We start from the raw sequence: 22,887 nt of genomic DNA on the forward strand, positions 1-22,887 counted from the left end.
TTTATGGGGTAAACGTAGTTACACCTAGTTCATCAGCTTCTGGTTCTGTTGGTGCGCGCTTTAAAATATCTGCCGGCGCAACATCCTTACGCAAGTTCATTTCTGATTCTGTACGAATAAGTTCGCCACGTAAAGAGTTTGGTAACGCCTCTGTTATACGTACGTCAACAAACTGACCGATCACTGAGTGTGGGCCTTCAAAATTCACCACTCGGTTATTTTCAGTGCGACCGCGCAGCTCCATTGGGTTTTTCTTCGAAGGACCTTCAACTAGGATACGTTGCTCGGTATCAAACATCTTACGGCTGATATCTTGTGCCATTTGGTTGATACGATTTTGTAAAATATACAAACGCTCTTTTTTCTCTTGCTCAGAGACATCATCTGGCAAGTCAGCAGCTGGTGTACCTGGGCGCGCTGAGTAGATGAAGCTAAAGCTCATATCAAAACCAATATCATTGATTAGGTTCATCGTTGCTTCGAAGTCTGCATTTGTTTCACCAGGGAAACCGATGATGAAATCTGACGACATGCTCAGGTTCGGGCGAATTTTACGTAATTTACGGATAGTCGATTTGTACTCAAGCGCTGTGTGGCCACGCTTCATTAAGTTCAAAATTCGGTCTGAGCCGCTTTGTACTGGTAAATGTAGGTGATCAACCAACTCAGGAACATCTGCATAGGCTTCAATAATATCAGGTGTAAACTCAACAGGGTGAGAGGTGGTGTAGCGAATACGGTCAATACCATCAATCGCAGCTACATAACGTAGTAGATCTGAGAAGTAACAGGTTTCACCATCGTGTGTTTCACCACGGTACGCATTGACGTTTTGACCAAGAAGGTTTACTTCTCGTACACCTTGCTCAGCTAGTTGAGCAACTTCTAGTAGTACATCATCAAGTGGACGGCTTACTTCTTCACCACGAGTGTATGGAACCACGCAGAAAGTACAGTATTTTGAGCAACCTTCCATAATCGACACAAACGCGGTTGGGCCATCAGCTTTTGGCTCTGGTAGGCGGTCAAACTTTTCAATCTCTGGGAATGAAATATCAACCACCGCACCTTGCTTACTTTGCACTTGCTTAATCATTTCTGGTAGACGGTGCAGTGTTTGCGGGCCAAACACAATGTCTACAAATGGTGCGCGCTGGCGAATAGTTTCACCTTCTTGCGATGCAACACACCCACCCACACCAATTACCAAGTCAGGGTTATCGTCTTTTAATAGTTTCCAACGACCTAATTGGTGGAATACTTTCTCTTGTGCCTTTTCACGAATTGAACAGGTATTGAGTAAGATAACATCAGCTTGCTCGGCTTCTTCTGTTAGTTGATAGCCATTTGTGGCATCTAGTAGATCGGCCATTTTCTGAGAGTCGTACTCGTTCATCTGACAACCCCAGGTTTTAATATGCAACTTTTTACTCATTGAAATATTGCCTCGTTTTCAATTCGGTTTTAACGCACAACGTCGCGCAATTGTAAGTTCGCGATGCAATTGCAAAGCTTAAAGGACGCGTATTTTATATGACCTAAGGTCACTAGCCAAGTATAGATTTTAACTTTAAAAAGATGGATCAAGGTCTAGCGTATTGTGGTGATTACAAACGGACAAATGCTATGGAGTTAAGATACAATAAAGAGGTTTCAAATTGATAAGGCAAACAATATGAAAAACAAGGTAGTGGTTGTTGGTGGCGGTATGGTTGGTGCTGCAGCAGCAATTAAGCTTGCTAAGCTAGGTGCACAAGTTCGTGTGCTAGAGAATCATCTAATTGATGCCAATGAGGTGTTATCAAGCGAGCAAGTTGATATTCGAGTTTCGGCTATTAATCGCTTCTCAGAAAGCTTGTTAGATGAACTTGGTGCAATGCCATTGCTTCTAGATAGTCGAGTTGCCCCTTATCATCAATTAGAAGCCTACGAGCAAGCTAATAATGCTTTATTGTTCGATAGAGAAGAGGTCTCGCAAACACATTTGGGACATTTGATTGAGAATAAACTTATTCAAGCCAGCTTGTGGGCACAGTTTGCACACTACAATATTGACGTAGAGCAAGTCACATCTGCACCAATTGCACTTGAGCAAAACATAGACTCTATAACTTTGCGTTTTACTGATAAATCTTATCAGGCTGATTTACTGATTGCTGCCGATGGTGGTCGCTCTCAAGTTCGGCAGCTGGCAAATATTGGGGTAACAGGTTGGCAATATCAACAGGCGTGCCTTGGTATTTTAATTAAGCTTGATGCACCACAACAATATAAAACTTGGCAGCAATTTAAACCCTCAGGGCCAATTGCCTTTTTACCGATGCAGGCGCCTTATGCTAACTTGATTTGGTATCAAGATGCAGCAAAATTGGCGAGTTTACAGAGTTTATCAAATGAGCAATTGAAAGATCAGATACTAGAGCACTTTTTTGAGCTGCCGGGTGATTTTACGGTTGAGCAAAAGGCGCTGTTTCCGTTGGCTCGCCAGCATGCTAATCAATATAGCCAAGGGCGACTTGTACTTGTTGGGGATGCTGCTCACACCATTAACCCATTAGCGGGGCAGGGCGTAAATTTAGGTTTAAAAGATGTAGCGGCTCTTGCAGAGTGTTTAGAAGGCCTAGATGACTTGGGCAACAGCAAAGCACTAAAAGCGTACGAGCGTAAACGTCGAGGAGATAACTTAGCTATGATGAGTATGATGGATGCCTGCTACTTTGGCTTTTCTAACGAAGTGCCACCATTGAAGTTTGTTCGAAACAGTATTCTAAAAATTGCCAACAATGCAGGGCCGATTAAACGCAAAGTCTTGGAACATGCTTTAGGTTGGTAAAGTAAAGATAATTTTATAAAACAACGGGCTAAGGTCCGTTTTTTATTTTAAAACATAACCGAAACTAAAAGTGCATCTGTTAGAGAATAATAATGAAGAATAGGAATGTAAAATAAGGAGTTACTTAAGTGATGGTGCGGAGGGAGAGACTTGAACTCTCACACCCGAAGATACTGGAACCTAAATCCAGCGCGTCTACCAATTCCGCCACCCCCGCATCACAGGATATGCTCTAGAGCATAAATTTAGTAGTTAAGCTGATTGCTTGCCTACAAATTGCCAAAGTTTTAGCTAAGGCTTCGACTTTCCACTTCAATTGGTAGGTGAAGTGGCTGGAGTACCAGGATTTGAACCTGGGAATGGCGGGATCAAAACCCGCTGCCTTACCGCTTGGCGATACTCCAACAGTCGATTATTCAAATCTTTAGCAAGAAATAAAAATCGAGGGTAAGAACTTCGTTCTTATTACCGCTTCTGTTTCACAGCGAAGCAATACCCAACAGTCGATTATTCAAATCTTTAATTTTCATCTTTAAAAGATGGTGCGGAGGGAGAGACTTGAACTCTCACACCCGAAGATACTGGAACCTAAATCCAGCGCGTCTACCAATTCCGCCACCCCCGCATGGCTGGAGTACCAGGATTTGAACCTGGGAATGGCGGGATCAAAACCCGCTGCCTTACCGCTTGGCGATACTCCAACTAAAGATTCTTAATTTTTTACATCTTTAAGAGATGGTGCGGAGGGAGAGACTTGAACTCTCACACCCGAAGATACTGGAACCTAAATCCAGCGCGTCTACCAATTCCGCCACCCCCGCACTGAGGGATTTAAAAAATCCTAAATTTTAATCTTCCACTCTTATTGGTAGAAAGAGTGGCTGGAGTACCAGGATTTGAACCTGGGAATGGCGGGATCAAAACCCGCTGCCTTACCGCTTGGCGATACTCCAACGATTAACTCAAATCATTGTTAGGTCAGAGACTTGAATCTGGGAATAAACAAATTTATTCCTTATCGCTTCTACTTCGTAGCAAACGCTTCGCATCGAAACAATACCCAACGATTAATTCTTAATTTTTTACATCTTTAAGAGATGGTGCGGAGGGAGAGACTTGAACTCTCACACCCGAAGATACTGGAACCTAAATCCAGCGCGTCTACCAATTCCGCCACCCCCGCACAGGAGGTAAGTAAATGGTGGCTATGCCCTGATTTGAACAGGGGACCCCATCATTATGAGTGATGTGCTCTAACCAGCTGAGCTACATAGCCAATGGCTGGAGTACCAGGATTTGAACCTGGGAATGGCGGGATCAAAACCCGCTGCCTTACCGCTTGGCGATACTCCAACAACGTTTACTTAACATGATTATTTTACTTCTTATCGAGAAGTTGGTGCGGAGGGAGAGACTTGAACTCTCACACCCGAAGATACTGGAACCTAAATCCAGCGCGTCTACCAATTCCGCCACCCCCGCAAATTTGACCAGCTAAATCGATGAGTTTGGTAGTAATAAAAAAAAGCGTGGTGGCTATGCCCTGATTTGAACAGGGGACCCCATCATTATGAGTGATGTGCTCTAACCAGCTGAGCTACATAGCCATCTTTTTTTATTTCTCATCATCGCTGATGCGGGGCGTATTATGCTGATATGCCCCAAAGTCGTCAACACCTTTTTTGCAAAAAACTGCCAATGTACGTCTGTTTGCAGATTAAATAGCCGAATTGGTCATGTTACTGTCATTGCTCGCTGTTATTTTAATCGATTGTGCAAGCTGAGGTCATTTTCGCGTTATTTATAAAAACAAAAAAGGACCAACAAGTGGTCCCTTTGAAGTTTAATGTTGGTTAAACATTAAATAAGAAGTTCATTACATCGCCATCTTTGACGATATAATCTTTACCTTCTTGGCGGAATTTACCCGCATCTTTTGCACCACTTTCACCACGATATTGAATGTAATCGTCAAAAGCGATAGTTTGTGCGCGGATAAAGCCACGTTCAAAGTCAGTGTGGATCTTACCTGCAGCTTGCGGTGCAGTTGCACCAATTGGAATTGTCCAAGCGCGTACTTCTTTTACACCTGCAGTGAAGTAAGTTTGCAGCTTAAGTAGCTCATAACCACCACGGATCACAAGGTTTAAACCTGGCTCTTCAAGACCAAGATCTTCCATAAACTCTAGTTTATCTTCTTCATCAAGCTCAGATAATTCAGCTTCGATAGCAGCACATACAGGAATTACAACCGCATCTTCAGCCGCAGCAATTTCACGTACTTTGTCTAGGTGAGGGTTATTTTCAAAGCCATCTTCATTTACGTTAGCAATGTACATAGTTGGCTTGATAGTTAAGAAATTAAGCGGCTTTATCGCTTCTTTTTCTTCTTTATCTAACTGCAATGAACGCAATGTTAGGCCTTCATCTAAATGAGCCTTAACTTTTTCAAGCACGATATTTTGGAATTTTGCGTCTTTATCGCCACCTTTTGCTTTTTTAGCATTACGTTGGATTGCACGATCTGCTGCATCCATATCCGCTAAAACAAGCTCGGTGTTAATCACGTCAATGTCATCTGCTGGGTCAATAGTACCCGCAACGTGAACGATATTTTCGTTTTCAAAACAACGAACTACGTGACCAATAGCGTCAGTTTCACGGATGTTAGCTAGAAACTGGTTACCAAGGCCTTCACCTTTTGATGCGCCTTTTACTAAACCTGCAATGTCAACGAACTCCATAGTCGTTGGCAAAATACGTTGTGGATTCACGATTTCAGCTAATTGATTTAGGCGATTATCAGGAACCGGTACTACACCCGTATTTGGTTCGATAGTACAAAATGGAAAGTTTGCGGCTTCGATACCCGCTTTAGTTAACGCATTGAAAAGGGTAGATTTACCAACGTTAGGTAAACCAACAATGCCACATTTAAAACCCATAGTTTTGAAACCCTAATTTGACTCAGATAAACGCAATATACTTTAAATTACGGCTTAAATGAATGTAGTCTATTTTGTGCTTTTAACACACCGTCTTTAGCTAAAATTTCCATGCAACGCACAGCCTCATCAACCGCAGCGTCAATTTTCTCTTGATCTTCTTTTGGGGCTTTACCAAGCACCCAGCCCGTCACTTTATCTTTGTGTCCAGGATGACCAATACCAATTCGCAACCGCATGAATTCTTTACTGTTAGCCATTTTGGCAATAATGTCTTTTAAGCCATTATGTCCACCGTGACCACCACCTTTTTTGAGTTTGGCAGTGCCAGGTTCTAAATCCATTTCGTCATGAGCAACGAGGATATCTTCCACGGGAATTTTATAAAAATTTGCTAGGCTACTTACCGCTTTACCACTTAAATTCATGTAGGTGGTTGGGATCAAAAGTTTAAACTCTTGATTGTTGATAAGTATTTTACCCGTAAGACCGTGGTGTTTTGCGTCTGGTTTTAATTGGCAGTTGTAGCGTTTGGCGAGTTCGAGGATGAACCATTCACCAGCATTGTGACGTGTGTTTTGATATTCGGGGCCTGGATTCGCCAGGCCCACAAGCATTTGAATATTATTCAAGGTGCTGACACCTTAATAATTATTCTGCAGCTTCTTCAGTTGCTTCTTCAGATGCAGCGCCTTTAGGTGCATTTAGAGTAACAACCGCTTGGTCGTGACCTTCACCTTTAGCAAGTTCAACTGAAGCAACACCAGCTGGAAGCTTGATGTCAGATAGGTGTAAAGTAGCACCAACTTCAAGAGCTGCTACGTCTACTTCGATGAACTCAGGAAGTGACGCTGGTAAACAAGTTACGTCGATTTCTGTTACGTGGTGCGCAACAGTGTTACCGCCTTTAGTTGCTTTTGCTTCGTTTAGGAAGTGTACAGGCACTTTAGTGTGGATCTTGTGGTTAGCATCTACACGTTGGAAGTCTAAGTGAGTGATCTTAGGCTTGTATGGGTGACGTTGAATGTCTTTAAGGATAGCTTCAACAGACTCACCAGCAATGTTTAGCGTAAGGATGTGGCTGTAGAAACCTTCATCTTCTTGTGCTTTGATTACTTTGTTGTGCTCTAGAGTTAAAGCTAGCGCTTCTTTGTCTGCACCGTAAAGGATTGCAGGAACCTTGTCTGCACGGCGTAGGCGGCGGCTCGCACCAGTACCTAACTCAGCGCGTACTTCGGCATTCAATGTATATAATTCGTTAGACATAATGTCTCCAAAAAGTTTTTAAATAAAAGTTTAAGGTGCTCGCGACCAAACACCCTACCTAAAAAGGCGCGCTACTATACCATTGCTGGGTGATAAATAAAACATAGAAGCACAAAAAAAGCACCTTGAGGTGCTTTTTAGATATTTACAGAAATGCTTTTACACGAAATTAGTGTTGGAACATCGCTGAGATTGACTCTTCATTACTAATGCGACGAATTGTCTCAGCAAGCATATCTGCAAGTGTCAACACCTTGATATTATCAAGCGAGCGTAACTCTTCAGTTAATGGAATAGAGTCGGTTACGATAACTTCGTCGATGACAGAGTTACGTAAGTTATCTGCAGCTGCACCAGAAAGTACAGGGTGAGTCGCATAGGCAAATACGCGCTTAGCACCATGCTCTTTTAATGCTTCAGCGGCTTTACATAGTGTACCGCCAGTATCAATCATATCATCAACGATAATACAGTCACGACCAGCAACGTCACCGATGATGTGCATAACTTGTGATACGTTTGCTTGTGGACGACGCTTATCAATGATGGCTAGGTCAGTATCATTGAGTAGCTTTGCAATTGCACGTGCACGTACAACACCACCGATGTCTGGTGATACAACAACGACATCTTCAAATTCACGTTCTTTCATGTCATCTAACAGTACTGGGCTACCAAATACGTTATCAACAGGAACGTCAAAAAATCCTTGGATTTGTTCAGCGTGAAGATCAACCGTTAATACACGGTCAACACCAACGCTAGATAGGAAGTCAGCAACAACCTTAGCAGTAATAGGCACACGCGCAGAACGTACACGACGGTCTTGACGAGCGTAACCAAAGTAAGGGATTACAGCAGTAATACGACCCGCAGAGGCACGACGTAATGCGTCGACCATAACGATAAGTTCCATCAGGTTATCGTTTGTAGGGGCACAAGTTGACTGGATAATGAAAACATCCGATCCGCGTACGTTCTCATTGATTTGAACGCTGATTTCGCCGTCACTAAAACGACCAACAACAGCATCACCTAATTCAATGAATAAACGTTTTGCAACTTTTTGAGCTAACTCAGGTGTTGCGTTACCAGCGAAGAGCTTCATGTCAGGCACGGTAGGGTTCCTCAGGCACTGAATTTTTGGACTAACATGCAATGACAGAGTCAAAACAGGCTAACTTAAACTATTTACTTCTACATTTTTGAGCCAATTACCAAGCTGCACATGGGCCGTTGATAAATTGGTGCTCGGGGCTATAAAGCCTTGCCAGTATGACGGTAATGAACTGAGCACACGCTGTGCTGCATCCATTGAATCGAGTTCAACAAAACAACACGCTCCGGTTCCGGTCATACGAGACGGCCCATATTTTAGCAACCACACTAGGGTCTTTTCAACCTCGGGGTAGAGCTTTTTAACCAAAGCCTCGCAATCATTACGGGTATTTGACAGTTCCCAATGCTGTGAAAGCTTGCTGGTGTCTCTGGGTAAATCAGGGTGAGTAAACACCTTAGCGGTACTTACATGGACATTAGGAAATACCACGCAATACCAGCGCTGGGGCAGGGTTACAGGGGTTAGCTGTTCGCCTACACCTTGTGCGAGCGCTGTTTTTCCATTAACAAAAACGGGCACATCAGCACCTAAATTGAGACCTAATTGTGCCAACTTTTCGTTACTTAAATGGCATTTCCATAATTGATTAATTGCTAATAATGTTGTTGCGGCATCAGATGAGCCGCCTCCAACGCCGCCACCCATTGGCAACTTCTTCCTTAATTGTACACAAATACCGTGCTCAACTTGTTTGTAAGGGTGAAGCGCCATGGCCGCTTTATAAATTAAATTATCTTCTAACGGAATGTCAGCCGTATCTCCCGTAATGTGAATTTTATCATCACGAGAGAGTGTAAAGGTCAGTTCATCGCCGAAATCCAAAAAAGTAAATAAGGTCTCTAATTCGTGATAGCCATCTTCGCGCTGTGCATTGATATGTAAAAATAAATTAAGTTTGGCTGGCGCCATAAGTGTTAACGAGGTCATACTAAAACTGCCATGAGTTGAGCTGAATTTTAATGCGTACTTTGTCATGAGCAAGGTTCATGCGAGTAGGAAGCCACATGCCTTCAACCAATGAAAATTGTTGATATTGTGCTTGCCAAAGTTGGCCGTTTTCATCCGTCCAAGCGCTTGACGTTAGCCGACCTTGGTCATCATACTGATTAGTTGGATTATCAACGGTTCCTGTAAGCCAAGCGGGCGCTTGTGCCACTGGTAAATCTAAGCCACTGAGGCGTTTGACTAATTGCTGAGAGTTAGTGTCAACATAGGTATTGCCGTCGTATTGCAATTCACTGTGTTGTGCGAACTCTTTGAGTGACAAAATACGTGTGCCAATAAAGCTGGTTAAAATGAGCTGTTGTTTGCTATCGTCATAATGCCAATTAAAATTAGCAGATTGGCGATCGGTATCACTGATAAAAGCTAACTTTCCACTCGCTTGCCAAGCGGATTGTGACTGCAATTGCACTTTCCAATCACTGATTTGTTGTTTGGAGGGGGATATTTTTTGCGCACATCCACTGATAAATAAAAAAAACATGAGCAAAATCAAATGAAGTCGTGTCAAATGATGTTCCTTACTTTCCATATTCGATTGATTTTTGGTAAAATTGCCAGCTTTAAAACAGGGCTCGGGCAATTCAGGCATCTATGACCATCATAGCACTTGGTATAAATCATAAAACTGCATCGGTAGAACTACGCGAAAAAGTCGCCTTTTCCCCTGAGCAATTATCTCAGGCTCTTACTGAGCTGGCACAACATGGCCAATTTAAAGAGTCAGTTATTGTCTCGACCTGTAACCGTACCGAAATCTATTGTAGCCTTGAGAGCGAGAATTCCCAAGTGCTACTTCAGTGGCTTGCATGCTTTCATAATATTGATGAATCACAGCTTAGCGATAATGTGTATGTGCATCATAACCAAGATGCAATTAACCATCTGATGCGGGTAGCTTGCGGACTGGATTCTCTAGTTCTTGGCGAGCCACAAATCTTAGGGCAAATTAAGCAAGCCTATAATAGTGCTAAGCAGCATAACGTTATTAAGCCAACCTTTGAGCGTTTGTTTCAAAAAACGTTCTCTGTAGCTAAACAAGTGCGTACCGAGACAGATATCGGTGCCAGTGCAGTCTCCGTTGCATACGCTGCAGTAAATTTAGCCAAGCATATTTACGGTCAACTTGATAAAACCAAAGTATTACTGATTGGTGCAGGCGAAACCATAGAATTGGTTGCTAAACACTTATATCAGCATCACCCTAAGTCTATCACTGTAGCCAACAGAACAATTGAGCGCGCGCAAGGGCTTGCCAATGAAGTACAAGGGCAGGTGATATCTTTGGCTCAGTTACCACAAGAGTTGCACAATGCTGATATTGTTATCTCATCAACGGCTAGTACCTTGCCTATTATTGGTAAAGGTGTGGTTGAGCAAGCACTTAAACAGCGCCGCAATAAACCTATGTTGTTTGTTGATATCGCCGTACCTAGGGATATTGAAAGCCAAGTAGGGGACTTAGATGCAGCCTATTTGTATTCAGTTGATGACTTGCAAGCCATTGTCAGCGAAAATATGGCAAGCCGAGAGCAAGCAGCCCGCCAAGCGCAAGCTATCATCGAAGGAAAAACGCGAGAATTTGCCCTGTGGCAACGCTCGCTAAAATCTGTGGACGTCATTGTTCAATACAGAGACAGCGCCCAGAAAATTAAAGCAGAGTTGGTTGAAAAAGCACTCAACCAACTAGAATCAGGCAAACCTTCAGAAAAGGTATTGCTAGAGTTGGCCAACAAGCTAACGAACAGATTGACTCATGCTCCAACAAAAGCGATTCAAAGCGCGGCAAAAATGGGAGACTTTGAGCAGTTGGCACAACTTAAACAAACATTAGGTATTGATCAGGAATAATAGGTTAATGAAAGAGTCTGTATATCGTAAGTTAGAGACCTTAGCTGAGCGCCATGAAGAAGTGCAAGCGATGCTGAGCGATCCAGGAGTCATTGGGGATCAAAATCGTTTTCGTGCACTGTCAAAAGAGTATTCGGAACTAGAAGATGTGGTAAAGGCATTCGCAGCTTATCAGCAAGCTCAGGAAGATGTTGCTACGGCAGAAGAGATGCTAAAGGACTCAGATCCTGATATGCGCGAAATGGCTCAAGAAGAGTATAAAGAAGCCAAGGCCGCAATTGCGCAATTAGAAGATGATTTACAAGTACTGATGTTGCCTAAGGATCCAAAGGACAACAACAACGTATTTTTGGAAGTGCGTGCGGGCACAGGTGGTGATGAAGCCGCAATTTTTGCGGGTGATTTATTCCGCATGTATAGCCGTTATGCTGAAACACAAAAATGGAAAGTTGAAGTGATCAGTGCCAACGAAGGCGAGCACGGTGGTTATAAAGAGATCATTGCAAATATTAGTGGTGACGGCGTTTACGGGAAATTGAAGTTTGAGTCGGGTGCTCATCGTGTGCAACGTGTTCCAGAAACCGAATCACAAGGTCGTGTGCACACATCAGCATGTACCGTTGCGGTGATGGCTGAAGTGCCAGAAGCCGAAGCCATTCAGCTCAATCCCGCTGATTTAAAAATAGATACTTTCCGTGCATCTGGTGCCGGTGGTCAGCACGTAAACAAAACTGACTCAGCGATACGTATTACCCACTTACCGACGGGCGTTGTGGTTGAATGTCAGGATGAGCGTTCGCAGCATAAAAACCGTGCAAAAGCGTTGTCTGTACTAGGAGCACGTTTACAACAAGCAGAAGATGAAAAGCGTCAAGCTGCAGAGGCATCAGAGCGTCGTAATCTAGTTGGTAGTGGTGATCGTTCTGAGCGTATTCGTACCTACAACTATCCACAAGGCCGTATTACCGACCACCGTATCAATCTGACTTTATATCGCCTAAATGAAATTGTTGCCGGTGATTTAGGGGCGATAATTAACCCACTTTTACTTGAGCACCAAGCAGACTTACTTGCTGCAATGGGCGACGAATAATCGTGACCTTACGAACAGTTGCCCAAGCAATCGCTTGGGCTACCCAGCTTTTAAGCGACACCTCAGATAGTGCGAAACTCGACAGTGAAGTGTTGCTCCTTCATGTGATAGATAAGCCGAAAAGTTATTTGTTTGCTTGGCCTGATGGCGAACTTACCGAAGCACAATACGCGAAATTTAGTGAGCTAGTTGCAAGGCGACAAATGGGTGAGCCTGTGGCACACATTATTGGTGAGCGAGAGTTTTGGAGTTTACCGTTAGAAGTTAATCCAAGCACACTTATCCCCCGCCCTGACACAGAGACATTGGTTGAATATGCACTCGATTTGGCCTTGCCAGAAGAAGCAAAGGTTCTTGACCTTGGCACTGGCACTGGCGCTATCGCCTTAGCTTTGGCATCAGAAAAGCCTCATTGGCAGATAACTGCGCTGGACTTTTCAGCAGATGCAGTTGCACTAGCTAAGCGGAATCAGCAAAAGCTCGGTTTTAACAATATTTATATTGAGCAAAGCAATTGGTATGAAGCAATTAGTGAGTGTAAGTTTGATCTGATAGTTAGCAATCCACCGTATATAGAACACGACGATCACCATCTGTCGCAAGGGGATGTGAGGTTTGAGCCACTTAGTGCGCTAGTGGCTGATGATGAAGGCATGGCTGATATCAAAGTAATTATTGCACAAGGCAAAAGGCATCTTAACCAAGGCGGCTATTTGCTTATCGAGCACGGGTTTAGACAAGCTACTAAATTGCAGCAGTATTTTGCACAAATGTCGTATAGCAATATACTTACAATTAAAGATATGGCAGGCTGTGATCGCGTAACTCTAGCTCAATGGCTAGGGGAGTCCCCATAATAATGACGTAGATGTGCACTTGAAGGATCCCTATATGGATGATTTTTTGTTTTCTGATGAACCAAACGAAATAATTGAGCCGGAAAACAGCGGTAAATGGAAGGTCATCATTGTAGACGATGAACCTGAAGTTCATGCTGTGACAAAGTTAGCGCTCAGTGATTTTGAATTTCAAAAAAAGCGATTAGAATTTTTAAGTGCATATTCTGGCGAAGAAGCTCGTAAGGTTATATCTGACCATCCTGACGCTGCCATTGTGTTACTTGATGTGGTCATGGAAACCGATGATGCAGGCCTACAAGTTGCCAAGTTTATTCGTGAAGAAGCAAAAAACGGCCATATCCGAATTATCTTAAGAACAGGGCAACCAGGCCAAGCGCCTGAACGTCAAGTTATTGTTAACTATGATATAAATGATTACAAATCAAAAACCGAGCTGACCGCACAAAAGTTATTTACTGTGGTCATGTCTAGCCTGCGGTCTTATCGTGACATTTTGGCGATTGAACAATCTCGTCAGGGACTCGAAAAAATCATCTGCGCTTCTCGGGATATATTTGCAACCCATTCTATCGAACACTTCATACAAGGTGTGATGCAACAGTTAACCTCTTTACTTGGCACGGTAGACGAGGCGATGTATGCGACCTCATTGGTTGCAAGCAATCAAAGTAGTAAATCTAGTGGGCAACTCATTGTATTTACAGGTAGGGGCGAGTTTGAACGTTGTGAAGGTAAGCCGATCACCGAGGTGCTGACACCGGAGCAGCTAGAGGCGTGTAATCAGGCACTTAATAACAAAGGCATAGTATATAAAAATAACTACCTATTTGCTTATTGCTCTAGTGAGTATAATCATAGCTCGATGTTATTTGTGTCAGGTATTCCGGAGTTTTTAACGGATACTCAAAAACACCTAATAAAAATATTTTCGCAAAATGTGCAGCTGGCATACGAAAATGTGCAGTTGCAAGCTGAAATAGAAAGCACTCAGCAAGAATTAGTATATCGTTTGAGTGAAGCACTTGAACAACGCTCAACTGAAACAGGTAATCACGTTAAACGCGTTGCCTACATGTGTGAACTTTTTGGTACACATATAGGCTTAAAACATCACGAAGTTGAGTTACTAAGAATGGCGTCTCCGCTTCATGATGTTGGTAAAGTCGGTATTCCAGACGCTATTTTGAATAAGCCGGGGAAATTGGATGACAAAGAGTGGGATGTGATGAAATCTCACACTTTAAAAGGCTATAAAATATTACAAAATTCAAGACGTGAAATTGTCAATGCAGGCGCCATTATAGCTAAAGAACATCATGAAAAGTGGGATGGGACAGGGTATCCTGAAGGCAAAAAAGGTGAAGATATTCATATTTTTGGCCGTATTGTCGCGCTTGCGGATGTATATGATGCTCTTCGGCACAAGCGCTGTTACAAGGCTCCTTGGACTAAAGAGCAAGCGTTAGCAGAAATCAATAAACAAAAGGGCAAACACTTTGACCCCAAACTGGTTGATATACTGAATGCACATATTGATGATGTTGAAGGTATTTTGACGCGCTATCCTGATCAACAACAATAATAGAGACCTTATGGATTATTTAGCACTAAAACACACCCACCTGTTATTTGCAGCTTTGAGTATTGTATTGTTTTATACGCGAGCAGTGTCTCGCTTGGCTTCTGGGAAAATAGCCGCACATAAAGGTGTATTTATAGCCAGTCACAGCGTTGACACATTATTGCTTGTTTCTGCCATATCATTGCTGATTATGGGAAGTATCAACCCGTTGAGCCAACCTTGGCTTTTAGAAAAAATAATTTTAGTTATGGTGTATATTGCTCTTGGTGTTGTTAGTGCCAAAGCCAAGACCCGTTCACTACAATTATCAGGCCTTGCGTTAGCAACGGTGTCATTGCTTGGTATAGGTTATTTAGCAGGGTCTAAAGCAGCATTTATTTTGTAATCGAATTGCGCTGCATTTGTGTCAAAAAGCGTATGCTTCGCCATACGCTTTTTTTGTTTTTATCAAAACAGGCGCTATGAGCAGAAATAATTCACACAAGCTTCAGAGCTTCGCTATTTGGGTCTTTATCAAAAAGTGATAGACTATTCGTTCGTTTGTTAAATTATGTGAGTTAACGCGGTATATATGACTGATATCTGGTTCGAAGAACAAGACGGTAGTGCAGATTACATACCTCAAGATCCTTTGCTTCGATGTATCAAGGCAGAGTTGCACTGGGACGCCCAAGCTAAACTAGAGGACAACTTTTGTCAGTTGGCTGAATTGGAGCTCCAAGTTGATCAACTTTGCAACCAATCCTCACAAATACATCAACGGCTAGATAATTTGCTAGATGCGTTCTATACCCTGTGGTTATTCAGTGGTAGTGATCAAGATGTCCCTGAGTATTTACTAAATAGTGTATGTTACACGTTGAAAATGCGCTCTGGCTCGCCTACAGCTTTAGCTTTGGTGTTAAGCCATTTACTACAGCGAGCAGACTTTGACGCTCATATGGCGCTTAGCCAAGGTGAGGTTATGGTACATGTGGCCATTAGTAACGACGAAGGGTATTTAATCGATCCAAATAGCGGCCAACAAACATGGTACATCACCCCTGAGAATGAAACAGAAAAGCAAGAAGAGCCGTTAGAATTGGTGATGGGAGATGAAGCCGTAAAGCTATACCTAGCACAGCAAAAATGGGCTTTTATAGCTGTAGACAAATTTAGCCATGCTTTGAGTTGTGTTGAGCTTTTGATGGATCTCATTGGTGACGATCCGTACGAGCGCCGCGATAGAGGTTACTTGCTCAACCAACTGAATTGTCCCAAAATGGCCAAAGCAGATTTACAGTTTTTTGTTGATGAGTGTCCGGATGACCCTACGATTGAGATCATCGAACATCAAATAGCGGAACTTGCCGATCACAACAATATACTCCACTAATAATAAAAATAATGGGGATGGCCATGCCACAAGAGTCAGCTTTAATTACCAATAATGCTGTAATACTGGGCCTACTAGCGCTCATATTAGGTTTCGTATTTTATACATCAAACTTAAAACAAGGCTTTTGGGCTAAGTTTTATAAGTATGTTCCAGCACTATTGATGTGCTATTTCTTACCTTCTTTGCTTAATACCTTTGGTATTGTAGATGGCAATAATAACGCCGTTTATACCGTTGCAAAGTATTTCTTGCTACCTGCTTGTCTGGTTTTACTGACCTTGAGTATTGATCTCAAAGCGATCATGGGCTTAGGCAAAAAGGCTATCATTATGTTCTTAACGGGTACCGTTGGGGTTGTCATTGGTGGCCCGATAGCTTTGTTAATCGTGGCTACCATCATGCCTGATTTACTCGGTGCAGGTCCTGAAGCGCTGTGGCGTGGTATGGCTGCATTGGCGGGGAGCTGGATTGGCGGTGGCGCAAATATGCTTGCCATGAAAGAAATATACGGTGCGGGTGGTGAGATTTTCACTGTGATGGTCACCGTTGATATTGTGGTTGCTAACTTATGGATGGCTGGCTTGTTACTAATTGCCGCAAGGCATAAAGAAATCGATGCTAAAACGGGTGCCGATACCAGTTCAATTGATCGACTAATTGATAAAGTGCAGCAGTTTGAAGCGCAACATGCTCGTAAGCCTGAGTTACGTGATTTTATGATTATGCTGGCTTTGGCTTTTGGGGCGACCGGACTTGCGCATTTTTCAGCTGATCTACTGGTACCATTTTTTGTAGAAAATTACCCAGAGTTGAAAAAGTTTTCACTGCACAGCAAGCTGTTTTGGATTATTGTTTTAGTAACCACGATTGGCTTAGGTTTATCCTTTACTAAAGCAAGGCAGCTTGAGGCTGTGGGAGCATCTAAAGTAGGTGCAAGCTTTTTATATATCCTTATCGCAACGATTGGTTTGCATATGGATATCGCAAAAATTATTGAGGCGCCAAAGTACATGATCATTGGTGCCATTTGGATGCTAATCCATATTGGTTTACTGTTTTTAGTCGCGAAATTAATCAAAGCACCGGTGTTTTATGTTGCTGTGGGCAGTAAAGCAAATATTGGTGGGGCGGCATCAGCCCCAGTTGTAGCGTCAGCATTTCACCCCGCGCTCGCACCGGTTGGTGTGTTGTTAGCGGTGCTAGGTTACGCGTTGGGTACGTATATGGCGTGGCTCTGTGGACAGTTGCTACGCATTATTGGCAGTTAAGTTGGAAAAAATATGAATACACAAACGATCAGTCTAGCTAATATAGAGATCGCAAATGATAAGCCGTTTGTACTATTTGGTGGTATGAACGTGCTTGAGTCACGTGACTTGGCAATGCGCATTGCTGAGCATTATGTTGAAGTGACGAATAAGCTTAATATTCCCTATGTGTTTAAGGCGTCTTTTGATAAGGCTAATCGCTCTTCAATAAACTCATACCGTGGCCCTGGTATGGACGAAGGCCTTAAAATTTTTGAAGAAATCAAAAACACCTTTAATGTGCCATTGATCACCGACGTACACGAACCTTATCAAGCTCAGCCAGTATCTGAAGTGGTTGATATTATTCAGCTACCAGCGTTTTTAGCGCGTCAAACTGACCTAGTGGTAGCAATGGCTAAAACAGGTGCCGTGATCAACGTAAAAAAACCACAGTTCCTTGCACCGCATGAAATGCGCCATATCATCAAAAAGCTCAATGAAGCGGGTAATGACCAAGTGATCTTATGTGAGCGTGGTAGCAGCTTTGGTTATAACAACTTGGTGGTTGATATGTTGGGTATGGATGACATGAAACACATGGCACCGGTTATTTTTGATGCTACTCATGCATTGCAGCGCCCAGGTGGTCGCAGCGATTCTGCTGATGGTCGTCGCGCACAAGCTGCTGAACTAGCGCGCAGCGGAATGGCGTTAGGATTAGCTGGCTTGTTCATTGAAGCACACCCAAATCCAAATGAAGCGAAATGTGATGGCCCTTGTGCTTTGCCGTTGGCAAAGTTAGAAGGGTATTTACAGCAAATGAAGGCGGTTGATGAACTGGTTAAGAGCTTTCCAGCACTTGATACCAGCGCGGCTGATCTGTAAGCAAAACATCAGGCCCAATATAAGTTGGGCTTGAATAATTTGTAAGGCCCTTACCCATGTCCAGACGACTTCCCCCCTTGAACGCGCTCAAAGCGTTTGAAGCTGCAGCTAGGCATTTGAGTTTTACCAAGGCTGCTGAAGAGCTTTACGTAACGCAAGCTGCTGTGAGCCACCAAATCAAGATCCTAGAAGAGCATTTGGGCTTAAAACTATTTTTACGTAAAAACCGTTCACTTTTATTAACCGAAGAAGGGCAAGGATATTTTCTAGATATTAAAGAGATATTCTCCCAGCTCGTTGATGCCACGGAAAAACTACTAGCACGAGGTGCAAAAGGCTCTCTCACTGTAAGTCTTACGCCCAGTTTTGCGATTCAATGGTTAGTGCCACGGCTAAGCTTATTTCATGAGTTACATCCCGAGATAGATGTACGAATTAAAGCGCAAGATCATGACGAAAACTCACTGACTGATGATGTTGATGTGGCTATTTACTACGGTCGAGGACATTGGAGTGGCGTACAAACGCACAAATTGCACACCGAATACTTAGTGCCGTTATGTAGTCCCCTGTTACTTAATGGACCGAAGCCCCTTGATCAGCCAAGTGATTTGGCCTTGCACACGTTGCTTCATGATACCTCTCGTCGAGCATGGAAAGCATGGATGAAAACGGCGGGCGTACGCAATGTACAGGTGAATGCGGGACCGATATTTAGCCACTCCTCCATGGTGCTTCAGGCGGCTGTGCATGGTCAAGGTGTTGCGCTTGGCAACAGTGTGTTGGCAAAACCTGACTTAGACTCTGGACGTTTAATTATTCCTTTTAATCATGTGCTTGAAAGTAAAAATGCTTACTACTTGGTGCTCAGAGAGTCGCAAGCCGAACTAGGAAAAATCGTATCATTTAGAGATTGGATGCTCAGTCTCGTAGAACAAGAGCAATTGTAATGACAATACAATGGTTTAAGGGCGAAAAACCCGTCGCTCAATTTATTTTTGCCCATGGAGCTGGGGCGGGTAGTGATTCAGACTTTATGCAAACCATGGCACAGCACCTATGCGAGCAAGGTATTCAGGTAGCGTTGTTTGATTTTGATTATATGCAGCAAGCCAAAGCGCTAAACAAGCGACGCCCACCAGATAGAGCCCCTAAGTTATTAGATTGCTTTGCTAATATTCTTGAGCAAAGCGATGACAAGCTTCCCTTATTTATTGGTGGCAAGTCGATGGGCGGGAGAATGGCTTCGATGTTGGCGACACAAAGTGCAGCACCTATCAAAGGGGTGATTGCCATGGGCTATCCATTTCATCCACCAGGTAAGCCTGATAAGCTCAGAACAGATCATTTTAGCGAGATCCCTTGTCCATTTTTAATTTTACAGGGGGAACGTGATACCTTTGGTAATCAAGCTGAGATTACGCCAATGCAGTTTGACAAGGCGCCTTCTATCATTTGGTTTGCTGATGGTGACCATTCACTTAAACCTCGTAAAAAAAGTGGCTTTAGCGAACAGCAGCATTTGTTAGATGCAGCAAAGTGCGCCGCACAATTTATGCAGGAGCACTGTCATGATTAAACTGTTTTTACTGGCAGGTAGTGTTTTTTGCATGTTGTCGGTAGCTTTAGGCGCGTTTGCGGCTCATGGTCTGAAAAAGTATTTAGATGACTATGCTTTAGCTATTTTTAAAACCGCCAGTGAATATCAAATGAGCCATGGTTTGGCGTTAATTGCGGTGGCGTTATTACTAAAGTGGGGTGTTAAGGTCGGGCTTGCAGGCTGGTTATTTATTGTGGGCATTATGCTGTTTAGTGGCAGTTTATACTTGCTTGCGGTAACAGGCATTAAATGGCTTGGCGCAATTACGCCCATTGGTGGCGTCTGCTTTATTACTGCTTGGGCAGTGTTAATCGTTAAAATTAGTAAGCATTCCTTTTAAAAGAGAGCACAGATGTCGAGTGTTGTAATTTATTGCCGCAGTGGGTTTGAAAATGACGCCGCTGCAGAAATTAACCATCATGCTGCCTTACAAGGGGTTGCAGGTTATGTAAAAGCAAAACCAAACACCGGTTTTGTAACGTTTGAGTGCTTTTCAGCAGATGATTCACAATTGCTCATTAAGCAGGTTGACTTTAAAAGTCTCGTATTTGCCAGACAATGGTTTGCGGGTAAATTGCTTAGCAATATGCCCATAGAAGACAGAGTAAGCGAGGTTAAAGCAGCAGCTGCCGATTTTCCGCTGTGTGGTGATCTACGTGTTGAAACGCCCGATACTAACGAGGGTAAAGAGCTTTCTAAATTCTGCAAAAAGTTCTCGACGCCACTGGCAAAGAGTTTGGAAAAGCAAAATAAGCTAACCCGCGATCACAAGCCTTCCAAGCCGGTGCTACACGTCTTATTTTTGGCCAATGATATGGCTTATGTTGGGTATTCGTTTAGTCACAATAATTCTCCATTTTTTATGGGGATCCCGCGTTTAAAAATGCCATCAGATGCACCGAGCCGATCGACCTTGAAACTGGACGAAGCATTTAATGTATTTGTGCCAAAAGATGAAGTTGAAAAGCGCGTGCAATCGGGTATGCGGGCGGTTGACCTTGGCGCGTGCCCAGGTGGATGGACCTATCAGTTGGTGCGTCGAGGCATGTTTGTTGCTGCAATCGATAATGGCCCGATGAATGATGCGTTGATGGAATCAGGGCAAGTTAAACACTTCCGTGAAGATGGTTTTAAATACTTACCAGAAAAGCGCAATATCAACTGGCTTGTGTGTGATATGGTCGAAAAGCCGTTAAAGGTCACTAACTTGATGTTAGATTGGATAGTTAATGCCTTTGCTAAAGAATTGATATTTAACCTTAAATTACCAATGAAAAAGCGTTTTGATAGCGTGTATGAGTGCTTAACGCTGATTCATGAAGAACTCGCTAAATATGAAGTGGATTACACATTGCAAGCAAAGCATTTATATCACGACCGAGAAGAAGTAACGGTTCATATTCAAGTGAACAAAGTGCCCGAGAAACTCTATAGTTAACGAGTACTCACAGTAGCTCCTAAGCAACGCGCTAGGAGCGACTTCCCCCCTTAAATTCTCATCTATGTTTGACTATATTGTCGTATTTTAGAAAATATAAAATTTCTTTTAAATCATTTACTTCACAATCCATCAGTGTAAATATGTGAATAAATGATCGTCATAAGAAAGGAATTAGGTATGCCTAAAATCAACTTAGAGGAAAAGTTTTCCAAGTTTACCGAACATTGGACGCCAAAAATAATTGCTGAGTCGAATTCGCAACTGGTGAAAATAGCCAAGGGTGATGGTGAACTGGTCTGGCATAAACATGATAACGAAGATGAGCTATTTATGGTTTTTAAAGGTCAACTCACTTTGCAGTTGCCAGATGGAGATATCGTTTTAAATCCTGGTGAGCTTACGGCAAGTTAGCGTAACTCACCATCAAAAATATGCTTGAGTCCAGAATTTAGTCTATGCGTTGTGATTTATAGTTCCAAGGCAAGTAAAGTTCTGGGTTTAATCGCAATTTGTCACTGTGCCGCTGTAGTTCTGTTAAATACTCTAGCGCATTGACGCCCGCATCTGCACAGGTGGCAATGAGTGAAGTCAGTACATCACCGATGTCCGCGCCCGCTTGTGTTTTTTTAAACATCGCGTTTTTTCTATCGCGTATGATGAGCTTTAATTGGTTTTCCATTGTGTTGTTGTCTAATTGGGCGCCTTCTATACAACAGAATGCACTGAGTCCACCAAAGTGTTTTAGGTAATAGTTGATTGCTTTGCCCAAGCCACTATTGGCTTCAACTGTGCCTTTGTCTAAATGGGCTTGCCCCCAATTGGCAATACGGTACATCACCGGCAACGAATGTTGCTGGTGATAGGCTAACCGTTTATCTGCTGGCAAGCTCTGCGCTTGTACTGTGTTTTCGTGATGCCAAATTTTGCCATATTCTTCTATCACCCATGCGACTTCCTCTGGGAAGTGACTGTGTACATCATAAAATTGCCGTCGTGCATGGCTATTACACAAACTCGTTTTTACCATGACTTTGCTGGGTTTATTGGCTGAGAGTGCATCACTCATTAGTATCGGCTCGGCTAAATCGGCGGGTCTTTTTTGCAATATTTCATCTATAAACTCGCCCGCATGGCCTATGTTGGTTTGAAATAAAATGATGTTGTGCTGTGCGACTGTGGCAATTAATCCTGAGGTATAAACCCCTGTGCGCTCTCGCGTTTTGCCATCGCGCGATTTTTTCATCACTGCGGTTTGGTTTAAGATGCGGTTTTTGGTGTCATCTAAGTAGTAGTGCTCTGCTGTTGCAGCAAGCTCGGTTAAATATCTTTGCACTGGATAAACGGCGTTCGCTGCTTGCTCTATTTGGTCAAAAATGCTCGATGCACTGATAGAGACACCTAATAAACCCTGCATACTGCCTTGGCGATAAAACGGCGAGCCTGCGTAGTATTTACTGATGCTCATTAAGGCACGGGCACTGTAACCATACTTTTGATGTAGTGCACCATCGGCAATCACCTCATCACTGACTGGCGCGGTAAAGTAGGCACCACAGGCATTACAGCGCAGTCGCTCCATCACGTGCTGTTCTGGTTTAAACGGGCTGTGTCCGGTAATTCTTAAAAAAGTCGCTGGCTCAAATTTGTATAACTTACCTGTTGGGCATTCTGGGCAGTTATCACCTTTTTGTAAGTCTGCGTGTTTGTGGTGAATTACTTCTGGGTTTATTTGCGCTGCCTGAGCTTTGTTTTTTCGTCTATGCGGTTTGCTTTTTTTGCTC

The 22,887-nt window shown here is 43.1% G+C and carries 22 protein-coding genes and 11 tRNA genes; 14 read left to right on the forward strand and 19 right to left on the reverse strand.

Annotated features, from left to right (window positions below):
- Position 1: 1 nt before the first annotated feature.
- Positions 2-1,435, reverse strand: a complete 1,434-nt coding sequence (miaB, locus tag HC733_RS02930) for a tRNA (N6-isopentenyl adenosine(37)-C2)-methylthiotransferase MiaB (RefSeq protein ID WP_190363566.1) — start codon at positions 1,433-1,435, stop codon at positions 2-4.
- A gap of 240 nt (positions 1,436-1,675) precedes the next feature.
- On the opposite strand from miaB, the gene HC733_RS02935 reads away from it, so the two are divergent.
- Positions 1,676-2,833: an FAD-dependent monooxygenase gene (locus HC733_RS02935; protein ID WP_190363567.1), complete on the forward strand. Its 1,158-nt coding sequence runs from the start codon at positions 1,676-1,678 to the stop codon at positions 2,831-2,833.
- A 132-nt stretch (positions 2,834-2,965) separates the two neighbouring features.
- Here HC733_RS02935 and HC733_RS02940 read toward each other — a convergent pair.
- From HC733_RS02940 to lolB, 17 genes are all read right to left on the reverse strand, one after another.
- A tRNA-Leu gene (locus HC733_RS02940) sits at positions 2,966-3,050 on the reverse strand.
- A 112-nt stretch (positions 3,051-3,162) separates the two neighbouring features.
- Positions 3,163-3,237, reverse strand: a tRNA-Gln gene (locus HC733_RS02945).
- Between the two features lie 136 nt (positions 3,238-3,373).
- Positions 3,374-3,458, reverse strand: a tRNA-Leu gene (locus HC733_RS02950).
- A gap of 1 nt (position 3,459) precedes the next feature.
- Positions 3,460-3,534 (reverse strand) — tRNA-Gln (locus tag HC733_RS02955).
- Positions 3,535-3,569: 35 nt separating this feature from the next.
- Positions 3,570-3,654, reverse strand: a tRNA-Leu gene (locus tag HC733_RS02960).
- Positions 3,655-3,711: 57 nt separating this feature from the next.
- Positions 3,712-3,786 (reverse strand) — tRNA-Gln (locus HC733_RS02965).
- Positions 3,787-3,931: 145 nt separating this feature from the next.
- Positions 3,932-4,016: transfer RNA gene (locus HC733_RS02970), tRNA-Leu, on the reverse strand.
- A 16-nt stretch (positions 4,017-4,032) separates the two neighbouring features.
- Positions 4,033-4,109, reverse strand: a tRNA-Met gene (locus HC733_RS02975).
- Positions 4,110-4,111: 2 nt separating this feature from the next.
- Positions 4,112-4,186, reverse strand: a tRNA-Gln gene (locus tag HC733_RS02980).
- A gap of 44 nt (positions 4,187-4,230) precedes the next feature.
- Positions 4,231-4,315: transfer RNA gene (locus tag HC733_RS02985), tRNA-Leu, on the reverse strand.
- A 48-nt stretch (positions 4,316-4,363) separates the two neighbouring features.
- Positions 4,364-4,440: transfer RNA gene (locus tag HC733_RS02990), tRNA-Met, on the reverse strand.
- Between the two features lie 246 nt (positions 4,441-4,686).
- The gene (gene ychF, locus HC733_RS02995; RefSeq protein WP_190363568.1) at positions 4,687-5,778 is read right to left on the reverse strand and encodes a redox-regulated ATPase YchF; all 1,092 of its coding nucleotides are present in this window, start codon (positions 5,776-5,778) and stop codon (positions 4,687-4,689) included.
- Positions 5,779-5,825: 47 nt separating this feature from the next.
- Entirely contained in the window at positions 5,826-6,410 is a 585-nt protein-coding gene (pth, locus tag HC733_RS03000; protein ID WP_190363569.1) for an aminoacyl-tRNA hydrolase, read from the reverse strand.
- A gap of 19 nt (positions 6,411-6,429) precedes the next feature.
- Positions 6,430-7,044, reverse strand: coding sequence for a 50S ribosomal protein L25/general stress protein Ctc (locus tag HC733_RS03005; RefSeq protein ID WP_190363570.1), 615 nt, complete (start codon positions 7,042-7,044; stop codon positions 6,430-6,432).
- 169 nt (positions 7,045-7,213) lie between these two features.
- Entirely contained in the window at positions 7,214-8,161 is a 948-nt protein-coding gene (locus HC733_RS03010; protein ID WP_190363571.1) for a ribose-phosphate diphosphokinase, read from the reverse strand.
- 60 nt (positions 8,162-8,221) lie between these two features.
- Entirely contained in the window at positions 8,222-9,091 is an 870-nt protein-coding gene (ispE, locus tag HC733_RS03015) for a 4-(cytidine 5'-diphospho)-2-C-methyl-D-erythritol kinase (RefSeq protein WP_190363572.1), read from the reverse strand.
- A 1-nt stretch (position 9,092) separates the two neighbouring features.
- Positions 9,093-9,677 carry a lipoprotein insertase outer membrane protein LolB gene (gene lolB / locus HC733_RS03020; RefSeq protein WP_238937412.1) on the reverse strand — a complete coding sequence of 195 codons (585 nt, stop codon included), beginning with the start codon at positions 9,675-9,677 and terminating at the stop codon, positions 9,093-9,095.
- A gap of 83 nt (positions 9,678-9,760) precedes the next feature.
- On the opposite strand from lolB, the gene hemA reads away from it, so the two are divergent.
- The 13 genes from hemA (at position 9,761) to HC733_RS03085 (ending at position 21,517) form a co-directional block, all read left to right on the forward strand.
- Positions 9,761-11,017, forward strand: coding sequence for a glutamyl-tRNA reductase (gene hemA, locus HC733_RS03025; RefSeq protein WP_190363574.1), 1,257 nt, complete (start codon positions 9,761-9,763; stop codon positions 11,015-11,017).
- A 7-nt stretch (positions 11,018-11,024) separates the two neighbouring features.
- Positions 11,025-12,110, forward strand: a complete 1,086-nt coding sequence (gene prfA, locus HC733_RS03030) for a peptide chain release factor 1 (protein ID WP_190363575.1) — start codon at positions 11,025-11,027, stop codon at positions 12,108-12,110.
- A gap of 2 nt (positions 12,111-12,112) precedes the next feature.
- Positions 12,113-12,967 carry a peptide chain release factor N(5)-glutamine methyltransferase gene (gene prmC / locus HC733_RS03035; protein WP_190363576.1) on the forward strand — a complete coding sequence of 285 codons (855 nt, stop codon included), beginning with the start codon at positions 12,113-12,115 and terminating at the stop codon, positions 12,965-12,967.
- A 34-nt stretch (positions 12,968-13,001) separates the two neighbouring features.
- A complete protein-coding gene (locus HC733_RS03040; RefSeq protein WP_190363577.1) occupies positions 13,002-14,552 on the forward strand; it encodes a response regulator in 1,551 nt (516 codons plus the stop codon).
- 10 nt (positions 14,553-14,562) lie between these two features.
- The gene (locus HC733_RS03045; RefSeq protein ID WP_190363578.1) at positions 14,563-14,937 is read left to right on the forward strand and encodes a SirB2 family protein; all 375 of its coding nucleotides are present in this window, start codon (positions 14,563-14,565) and stop codon (positions 14,935-14,937) included.
- A 186-nt stretch (positions 14,938-15,123) separates the two neighbouring features.
- Complete coding sequence (locus tag HC733_RS03050; protein WP_190363579.1) at positions 15,124-15,927, forward strand: tetratricopeptide repeat protein; 804 nt, start codon at positions 15,124-15,126, stop codon at positions 15,925-15,927.
- A 23-nt stretch (positions 15,928-15,950) separates the two neighbouring features.
- A complete protein-coding gene (locus HC733_RS03055) occupies positions 15,951-17,198 on the forward strand; it encodes a DUF819 family protein (protein ID WP_190363580.1) in 1,248 nt (415 codons plus the stop codon).
- A 12-nt stretch (positions 17,199-17,210) separates the two neighbouring features.
- On the forward strand, positions 17,211-18,065 hold the full coding sequence (gene kdsA / locus HC733_RS03060) for a 3-deoxy-8-phosphooctulonate synthase (RefSeq protein WP_190363581.1): 855 nt from the start codon (positions 17,211-17,213) through the stop codon (positions 18,063-18,065).
- A 56-nt stretch (positions 18,066-18,121) separates the two neighbouring features.
- The gene (locus HC733_RS03065) at positions 18,122-19,015 is read left to right on the forward strand and encodes a transcriptional regulator GcvA (protein ID WP_190363582.1); all 894 of its coding nucleotides are present in this window, start codon (positions 18,122-18,124) and stop codon (positions 19,013-19,015) included.
- Positions 19,015-19,644 (forward strand): alpha/beta fold hydrolase, encoded by a 630-nt coding sequence (locus HC733_RS03070; RefSeq protein WP_190363583.1) that lies wholly within the window; start codon positions 19,015-19,017, stop codon positions 19,642-19,644. Before HC733_RS03065 ends, HC733_RS03070 begins: the two co-directional genes overlap by 1 nt.
- On the forward strand, positions 19,637-20,005 hold the full coding sequence (locus HC733_RS03075; protein ID WP_190363584.1) for a DUF423 domain-containing protein: 369 nt from the start codon (positions 19,637-19,639) through the stop codon (positions 20,003-20,005). Before HC733_RS03070 ends, HC733_RS03075 begins: the two co-directional genes overlap by 8 nt.
- 12 nt (positions 20,006-20,017) lie before the next feature.
- Positions 20,018-21,103, forward strand: a complete 1,086-nt coding sequence (gene rlmM / locus HC733_RS03080) for a 23S rRNA (cytidine(2498)-2'-O)-methyltransferase RlmM (RefSeq protein WP_190363585.1) — start codon at positions 20,018-20,020, stop codon at positions 21,101-21,103.
- Positions 21,104-21,283: 180 nt separating this feature from the next.
- Positions 21,284-21,517, forward strand: coding sequence for a cupin domain-containing protein (locus HC733_RS03085; RefSeq protein ID WP_190363586.1), 234 nt, complete (start codon positions 21,284-21,286; stop codon positions 21,515-21,517).
- Positions 21,518-21,554: 37 nt separating this feature from the next.
- On the opposite strand, the gene tnpC is transcribed toward HC733_RS03085, so the two are convergent.
- Positions 21,555-22,887, reverse strand: a 1,333-nt coding sequence (tnpC, locus tag HC733_RS03090) for an IS66 family transposase (protein WP_203219203.1), incomplete at its 5' end; no start/stop codon positions are given.

This window comes from Pseudoalteromonas sp. S16_S37, from assembly GCF_014694405.1.
Taxonomy (GTDB): domain Bacteria; phylum Pseudomonadota; class Gammaproteobacteria; order Enterobacterales; family Alteromonadaceae; genus Pseudoalteromonas.

What these genes read in the sequence shown, in the direction of transcription:
- miaB (WP_190363566.1), bottom strand. Translation starts at nt 1,435, where the DNA reads ATGAGTAAAAAGTTGCATATTAAAACCTGGGGTTGTCAGATGAACGAG.
- HC733_RS02935 (WP_190363567.1), top strand. Translation starts at nt 1,676, where the DNA reads ATGAAAAACAAGGTAGTGGTTGTTGGTGGCGGTATGGTTGGTGCTGCA.
- ychF (WP_190363568.1), bottom strand. Translation starts at nt 5,778, where the DNA reads ATGGGTTTTAAATGTGGCATTGTTGGTTTACCTAACGTTGGTAAATCT.
- HC733_RS03005 (WP_190363570.1), bottom strand. Translation starts at nt 7,044, where the DNA reads ATGTCTAACGAATTATATACATTGAATGCCGAAGTACGCGCTGAGTTA.
- ispE (WP_190363572.1), bottom strand. Translation starts at nt 9,091, where the DNA reads ATGACCTCGTTAACACTTATGGCGCCAGCCAAACTTAATTTATTTTTA.
- hemA (WP_190363574.1), top strand. Translation starts at nt 9,761, where the DNA reads ATGACCATCATAGCACTTGGTATAAATCATAAAACTGCATCGGTAGAA.
- prfA (WP_190363575.1), top strand. Translation starts at nt 11,025, where the DNA reads ATGAAAGAGTCTGTATATCGTAAGTTAGAGACCTTAGCTGAGCGCCAT.
- HC733_RS03040 (WP_190363577.1), top strand. Translation starts at nt 13,002, where the DNA reads ATGGATGATTTTTTGTTTTCTGATGAACCAAACGAAATAATTGAGCCG.
- HC733_RS03045 (WP_190363578.1), top strand. Translation starts at nt 14,563, where the DNA reads ATGGATTATTTAGCACTAAAACACACCCACCTGTTATTTGCAGCTTTG.
- HC733_RS03050 (WP_190363579.1), top strand. Translation starts at nt 15,124, where the DNA reads ATGACTGATATCTGGTTCGAAGAACAAGACGGTAGTGCAGATTACATA.
- HC733_RS03055 (WP_190363580.1), top strand. Translation starts at nt 15,951, where the DNA reads ATGCCACAAGAGTCAGCTTTAATTACCAATAATGCTGTAATACTGGGC.
- kdsA (WP_190363581.1), top strand. Translation starts at nt 17,211, where the DNA reads ATGAATACACAAACGATCAGTCTAGCTAATATAGAGATCGCAAATGAT.
- HC733_RS03065 (WP_190363582.1), top strand. Translation starts at nt 18,122, where the DNA reads ATGTCCAGACGACTTCCCCCCTTGAACGCGCTCAAAGCGTTTGAAGCT.
- HC733_RS03070 (WP_190363583.1), top strand. Translation starts at nt 19,015, where the DNA reads ATGACAATACAATGGTTTAAGGGCGAAAAACCCGTCGCTCAATTTATT.
- HC733_RS03075 (WP_190363584.1), top strand. Translation starts at nt 19,637, where the DNA reads ATGATTAAACTGTTTTTACTGGCAGGTAGTGTTTTTTGCATGTTGTCG.
- rlmM (WP_190363585.1), top strand. Translation starts at nt 20,018, where the DNA reads ATGTCGAGTGTTGTAATTTATTGCCGCAGTGGGTTTGAAAATGACGCC.
- HC733_RS03085 (WP_190363586.1), top strand. Translation starts at nt 21,284, where the DNA reads ATGCCTAAAATCAACTTAGAGGAAAAGTTTTCCAAGTTTACCGAACAT.